We start from the raw sequence: 6,622 nt of genomic DNA, 5'->3' as shown, positions 1-6,622 counted from the left end.
CCGAGGTAGAGCGCCTGTCCGGACAGACGCTCTACCTCGGCGACGGCCGGTCGGCGAAGTAGAGCAGGTGTCCGGACAAGCGCTCTACCTCGGCGAAGGGGGTTAGTTGACGCCGCCCTCCGGCTCGTTGATCGCCTCGAGGTCGGTGATGGCGGTGCGCTGGCCGAGCAGCCGGTTAGTGATCCACATCAGGATCCACAGGACGAGGCCGATACCGAGCAGCCAGCCGGCGATCTGGTACTGGAGGACGTCCCGGCCGGTCCACGGCCCGACGAAGAACAGGCAGGCGAGCGCGCCGAGCACCGGCAGCACCGTCGGTGCCACGAAGTGCTTGCGCTCGATCGGGTCCCTGCGCAGCACGAGAACGCAGACGTTCACTATGGCGAAGACGGCCAGGAGCAGCAGCGCCGTGGTGCCGCCCAGCGCCTTGACGACGTCGTTCTCGGGGTCGCGGCTGACGAAGTAGATCAGCCCGAACGAGATGGCAGTGGTGACGAGGATGGCGACCCACGGTGTCCGGCGCTGGGCGCCGACCCGCCCCAGGACCCCGGGCAGCACGTTCTGCTTGGCCATGCCGTACAGCAGTCGGCTGGCCATGAGCATGTTGATGAGGGCCGAGTTGGCGACGGCGAACATCGAGATGAACGGCAGGATGTCGCCGGCGGGTATGCCCGGGGCCGCTGTCTCCACGACGGTCACGAGCGGTGTGTCGCTGGCGGCCAGGTCGCCCACCGGCACGATCGCGACGGCGAACAGCGCGACGAGCACGTAGATGATCCCGGTGATGCTGATGCCGGTGATCATCATCTTCGGGAAGTTCCTGACCGGGTCCCGGGTCTCCTCCGCCATGTTCACGGAGTCCTCGAAGCCGACCATCGCGAAGAACGCCAGGGACGTCGCCGCCGTGACGGCGAAGAACGCACCCTTGTCGCCCGGGTCGTCGAAGATGATGGTGCGGCTGAAGTCCGTCCGTCCGGCGAACACCGCGTAGAAGCCGATCATGATGACGAGCAGCAGACCGGACAGCTCCACCAGCGTGAGGAAGATGTTGGCCTTGACGCTCTCACCGACGCCGCGCAGGTTCACGGCCGCGACCACGGCCATGAAGATCAGTGCGACGGTGATGATGAGTCCAGCGTTGGTCTCGTCCAGCCCGAAGCCGACCGCCAGGTTCGAGGCGAAGGCGCGCGACGCGGTCGAGGCCGAGGTGATGCCCGAGCACATGACCGTGAAGCAGACCATGAACGTGAGCAGATGGACGCCGAACGCCTTGTGCGTGTAGAGCGCGGCGCCGGCCGCCCGCGGGTACTTGGTGACCAGCTCCAGGTACGAGAACGCCGTGACGAGCGCGACGAGGAAGGCGACGATGAACGGCGCCCATGCCGCACCGCCGACCTCCGCGGCGACGTCGCCGGTGAGTGCGTAGACGCCGGTACCGAGAATGTCGCCCACGATGAACAGCAGGAGCAGCTTGGGCCCCATCACCCGCTTGAGCTCGGTTGGTTCCTCACCGAGGGCGGCGCGTTCCTCGGCCGTTGGTTGGCTCATCTTCGGTCCCTCCGGGAAGGTGCGTGGGCTGACTTCGCCCCTGATCGACCTAGAGTCCCGTAAGCGGAACAGCACGGCAACGGACGCGCCGGAACTTCTTGACGCTCTGACCTGGCGGGTCTATCTTCCGAGTACCTGTTTGAACGATTCAACGGTTCAGTGGGAGACCTGCGGTCATCGTCGACCGCCCGCACAGCTCGACGGAGAGAGATGCCGAACGCCGTACCGACGCTGCGCCTCGAAGGGGTTGCCAAGTCCTTCGGGCCGGTGGCAGCGCTCCGTTCCGGGACCCTGGTGGTCCAGCCGGGCAGCATCCACGCCCTTGTCGGGGAGAACGGCGCGGGCAAGTCCACGCTGGTCAAGATCGTGGGCGGCGTGCACCGCCGCTCCGCCGGCACCGTCGAGCTCGACGGGGAGCCCGTCGACTTCGCCGGTCCCGCGGAGGCCAAGGCCGCCGGCGTCGCCGTCATCCATCAGGAGCCCGCGAGCTTCCCCGACCTGACCGTCGCGGAGAACATCTTCCTGGGCCGCGAGCCGCTCGGCCGGTTCCGCCGGATCGACCGGCGCGCCATGCGCGATGGCGCCAGGGGACTGTTCCGGGACCTCGGCGTCGACCTGGATCCCGACCGTCCCGCCGAAGGGCTCTCCATAGCGGACCAGCAGATCGTCGAGATCGCCAAGGCGATCTCCCTGGACGCCCGCCTCCTCGTCATGGACGAGCCGACGGCGGCGCTGAGCGCGGTCGAGGTACGTCGCCTGTTCGCGGTCGCCCGCGGGCTGCGCGACGCCGGCCGCGCCGTCGTCTTCATCTCGCACCGCCTCGACGAGGTGGTCGACCTCTGCGACACCGTGACCGTCATGCGCGACGGCGAGCACGTCTCGACGGACGCCGTCGCCGACGTCACGCCCGACGACCTCGTGCGCCGCATGGTGGGTCGCGACGTGGCCGAGCTCTACCCGAAGGTGCCGAGCACCGCCGGCGAGGTGGTGCTGCGGGTAGCCGGCCTGGAGTCGACGGGCACGTTCCACGACGTGTCCTTCGAGGTGCGGGCGGGCGAGATCGTCGGCCTCGCTGGCCTCGTCGGGGCCGGGCGCAGCGAGATCGCGCGCGCGGTGTTCGGCGTCGACCGGTACGACGCCGGCCGGGTCACCGTCGGCGGACGGCCGCTGCGACCGGGTGACCCCGCGGCGGCCATCGCCGCCGGCCTCGCCCTGGTCCCCGAGGACAGGCGGCTGCAGGGCCTGGTCACGGAGTCGTCGGTCGGGCGCAACATCTCCTCGGTCGCACTTCGACGACGGCGCGGCCCAGGGGACGAGGACGGCGCCCGCGGGGACGGGCCCGCGCGGGGGCGCCTGGCCCGTCTCGGCATCCTGCTGCCCGGCGCCGAGGCGCGGCTCGCGCGGGACTGGTCCGGCCGGCTCGAGGTGAAGGCACGGGCGCTCGACGCGCTCGCCACCACCATGAGCGGCGGCAACCAGCAGAAGGTGGTCCTGGCGAAGTGGCTGGCCACCGGGCCGAAGGTGCTGATCGTCGACGAGCCCACCCGCGGGATCGACGTCGGCACCAAGGCCGAGGTGCACCGGCTGCTGTCTACCCTGGCCGCCGAGGGGCTGGCCGTCCTGATGATCTCGTCCGAGCTGCCGGAGGTACTGGGTATGGCCGACCGGGTGCTCGTGGTGCGCGAGGGGCGCATCGTCGCGGAGCTCAGCCGCGCGGAGGCGACGCCGGAGGCGGTGATGCGCGCGGCGACGCCGGGCGCCGTCCGGAGCGGCCCCGAGACCGGCGGCAGGGAGACCGGCGGCAGGGAGACCAGCCCCAAGACCGGCGGCCCCGAGACCGAGGGGGCGGCATGAGGAACGTCCTGCGGCGTCGTGAGGCGGGCATAGCCCTCGCCCTCCTGGTGGTGATCGGCGTGACCACCGCGATCCAGCCCGGCTTCCTGCTCAGCGCGGGCGGCTGGCGCGACCTGCTGCTCACGCCCGCGATCCTCGTCGTGCTCGCCGTGGGCCAGGCGGTGGTGGTCATCACGCGGAACGTGGACCTCTCCGTCGGCTCGGTGCTCGGCCTCACGGCCTATCTGACGGGTCGCCTGTTCATGGCGGCGCCCGACCTGCCGATAGTCGTGGTGGCGCTGGTCGCCGTCGCCGCCGGCGCGCTGCTCGGCCTGGTCAACGGCTCGATCGTCGCGTTCGCCCGCGTGCCAGCCCTCGTCATCACGCTCGGCACCCTGTACGTCTACCGCGGCGTGACCCTCACCTGGGCAGGCAGCGACCGGATCGACGCGGGCGACATGCCGCGCGCCTTCCTCGGCCTGGGCACGCAGCAGGTGCTTGGCGTGCCGGTGCTGACCATCGTCGCCGCCGTGGTGCTCGCGGCCGTCGCGCACTACCTGCACACCTCGCGCGGCGGGCGGCAGCTCTACGCCATAGGCTCCGACCCCGACGCAGCGGCCCTCCAGGGCCTGCCGGTCCGACGCCGGCTGCTCGGGGCGTTCGCCCTGGGCGGCGCCCTCGCCGGGCTCGCCGGGGTGATGTTCGCCGCCCGCTACGGGACCGTCTCGTCGGGTGCGGGCACCGGGATGGAGCTGCAGGTGGTGGGCGCCGTCGTCGTGGGCGGCGTGGCGATCTTCGGCGGCAGCGGCACGGTGGCGGGCGCCGCGCTCGGCGCGATGCTGCTGCTGACGATCAACCGGGCGCTGCCCGTCGTCGGCATCCCCGACTTCTGGCAGCGCGCGGTGGTGGGCGCGCTCATCATCGGCGCCATCGCGCTGGACCGGGTGCTCGCCGGCCGGCGCTCGCGCCGCCTGGCCGCCGAGCGAGACACCGGCCCGGACGACCATGTAGCCGGCCGCCAGGGCGACAGCGAGGAGGCGACCGCATGAGAACCCATGCCCGCCCGTGGTGGCAGCGCGCGCTGCTCACCCGCGAGATGCTCACCGTCCTGATCCTCGTCGTGGCCTGGGTCGTCGCCTCCTCGGCGGTGCAGGGCTTCGACGGCCCGCTCACGATCACCTACCTGGTGCTCGACGTCGCCCCCGTGCTGCTCATCGCGCTCCCGATGACGCTCATCATCGCCACCGGGGAGATCGACCTGTCGGTCGCCTCGGTGGTCGGCCTGTCCAGCGTCGCCTTCGGGCTGCTCCACCAGGCGGGGCTCGGCCTGTGGGCCGCGCTGCTGGTCTCGGTGCTGCTCGGCGCGGTGTGCGGCGCGATCAACGGCGCACTGGTCGCGTACGCGGGTCTGCCGTCGCTGGCGGTCACCATCGGCTCGCTCGCCCTCTACCGCGGCCTGGCCGTCGGCCTGCTCGGCACGACGGCGGTCACCGGCTTCCCCGAGTCCTGGACCGACGGCGCCACCGCAAAGCTGGGGGAGTCGCCCTACCCGGTCATCACCCTCGGGCTGCTCCTCGCGATCGCCCTCTTCGCGGTGCTCCTGCACGCGACACCGTTCGGGCGGAACGTGCTGGACATCGGCCGCAGCAGCGAGGCCGCCCGGTTCTCCGGTGTCGACCTCAAGCGGACCCTGCTGATCCTGTTCGTGCTGTCCGGGGCGGTCTCGGCGCTCGCGGGCGTCTACTACACGCTGCGCTACGGCAGCGCGCGCGGCGACAACGCGACGGGCATGGAGCTGCAGGTGGTCGCCGCCGTGCTGCTCGGCGGGGTGTCGATCTTCGGCGGGCGCGGCGCGATCCACGGGGTGGTCGCGGGCGTCCTGCTCATCGGGGTGCTCGGCAGCGCGCTACGCCTGGAGGGCGTGACGGTCAACGTCATCAACATAGTGATCGGCACGGCGCTGGTCGTGTCCGTGGTCGCCCCGCGTGTTGCGGGCGGCCTGAGAGTCCGACGGCGGAGCGCCGCCTCACCCCCTGAGCCTCCTCGCTTCGCCGCGGGGGCTCACGGGGACCCCGATGGCGGCTCCGCCGTCGGGCAGCGAACGTAGGGAGACGAACGATGAAGTTCACATCTGTGCTCGCGGCCGGTACGGCCGCCGCGCTGGCGCTGGGCCTTGCCGCCTGCGGTTCGGGCGACGGCGGGGGCGGCGGTGGTGACGACGCGGTGACGATCACCGTACTGCCCAAGAACCTGGGCAACCCGTACTTCGAGGCGTCGACGGCGGGCGCGCAGGAGGCGGCGGAGGAGCTGGGCGCCACGGTCGAGGAGGTCGGGCCGGACGCCGCCTCGCCCGACGCCCAGGTGCCGTTCATCAACACGGCGGCCCAGCAGGGGGTCGGCGCCCTGGTGGTCTCGGCCAACGACCCGACGGCGATCGGCGACGCGCTGGAGGAGGCGCGGTCGGCGGGCACCAAGGTGGTCACGTTCGACTCCGACACCGAGCCGCAGTTCCGGGACCTGTTCGTCAACCAGGCCTCGCCGGAGGGCATCGCCGACAAGCAGCTCGAGCTGGTCGCCGACCAGATCGGCGGCGAGGGCGAGATCGCCATCCTCTCGGCGTCCGCCAATGCCACCAACCAGAACGCGTGGATCGCGCTCATGGAGGAGAAGCTGGCCTCCGACTACCCGGACATCGAGCTGGTCGAGACCGTCTACGGCGACGACGATGACCAGACCTCGTTCGACAAGACCGCCGCGCTGCTGCAGTCGCACCCCGACCTCAAGGGGATCGTCTCGCCCACCACCGTCGGCATCGCAGCGGCGGCCCGCTACGTGTCGACGTCGGAGTACAAGGGCAAGGTCGCGGTGACCGGGCTCGGCACGCCCAACCAGATGCGCGAGTACGTCGAGGACGGGACCGTCGAGGCGTTCGCGCTGTGGAACCCGACCGACCTCGGCTACCTGGCGACGCAGGCCGCAGCGGCCCTGGCGGCCGGCGACATCACCGGCGAGGAGGGCGAGACCTTCACCGCGGGCCGCCTGGGCGAGTTCACGGTGGGGACGGACGGCGAGGTCCTGCTCGGCGACCCATACGTCTTCGACGAGACCAACATCGCGGACTTCGACTTCTGACCTCTGCGGTCATCCTGTGATCGGTAGAACGTCAGGTGATCGGCAACCCGGGTTGCCGATCACCTGACTTTTTTACCGATCACAGGACCGTAGTGGCCTTGACCGCCTC

At 71.2% G+C, this 6,622-nt stretch carries 5 protein-coding genes; 4 read left to right on the top strand and 1 reads right to left on the bottom strand.

Going from position 1 to position 6,622, the window contains the following annotated elements:
- Nucleotides 1-102: 102 nt before the first annotated feature.
- A complete protein-coding gene (locus ACFWE2_RS10900) occupies nucleotides 103-1,548 on the bottom strand; it encodes an APC family permease (RefSeq protein WP_377224241.1) in 1,446 nt (481 codons plus the stop codon).
- Nucleotides 1,549-1,758: 210 nt separating this feature from the next.
- Here ACFWE2_RS10900 and ACFWE2_RS10895 point away from each other — a divergent pair, with 210 nt between their 5' ends.
- From ACFWE2_RS10895 to rhaS, 4 genes are read left to right on the top strand one after another with little or no spacing between them, the layout of a single operon-like run.
- Nucleotides 1,759-3,402, top strand: a complete 1,644-nt coding sequence (locus tag ACFWE2_RS10895) for a sugar ABC transporter ATP-binding protein (protein ID WP_377224240.1) — start codon at nucleotides 1,759-1,761, stop codon at nucleotides 3,400-3,402.
- A complete protein-coding gene (locus tag ACFWE2_RS10890; RefSeq protein WP_377224239.1) occupies nucleotides 3,399-4,430 on the top strand; it encodes an ABC transporter permease in 1,032 nt (343 codons plus the stop codon). Before ACFWE2_RS10895 ends, ACFWE2_RS10890 begins: the two co-directional genes overlap by 4 nt.
- Nucleotides 4,427-5,488 (top strand): ABC transporter permease, encoded by a 1,062-nt coding sequence (locus ACFWE2_RS10885; protein ID WP_377224238.1) that lies wholly within the window; start codon nucleotides 4,427-4,429, stop codon nucleotides 5,486-5,488. The genes ACFWE2_RS10890 and ACFWE2_RS10885 overlap by 4 nt, the downstream gene beginning before the upstream one ends.
- A gap of 11 nt (nucleotides 5,489-5,499) precedes the next feature.
- Nucleotides 5,500-6,513, top strand: coding sequence for a rhamnose ABC transporter substrate-binding protein (gene rhaS, locus ACFWE2_RS10880; RefSeq protein ID WP_377224237.1), 1,014 nt, complete (start codon nucleotides 5,500-5,502; stop codon nucleotides 6,511-6,513).
- Nucleotides 6,514-6,622 lie beyond the last annotated feature (109 nt).

Origin of the sequence: Promicromonospora sp. NPDC060271, assembly GCF_042726755.1 — a bacterium.
Taxonomy (GTDB): Bacteria; Actinomycetota; Actinomycetes; order Actinomycetales; family Cellulomonadaceae; genus Promicromonospora.
The sequence above is the reverse complement of the archived record's forward strand: the minus strand, read 5'-3'. Positions and strand labels throughout refer to the sequence as shown.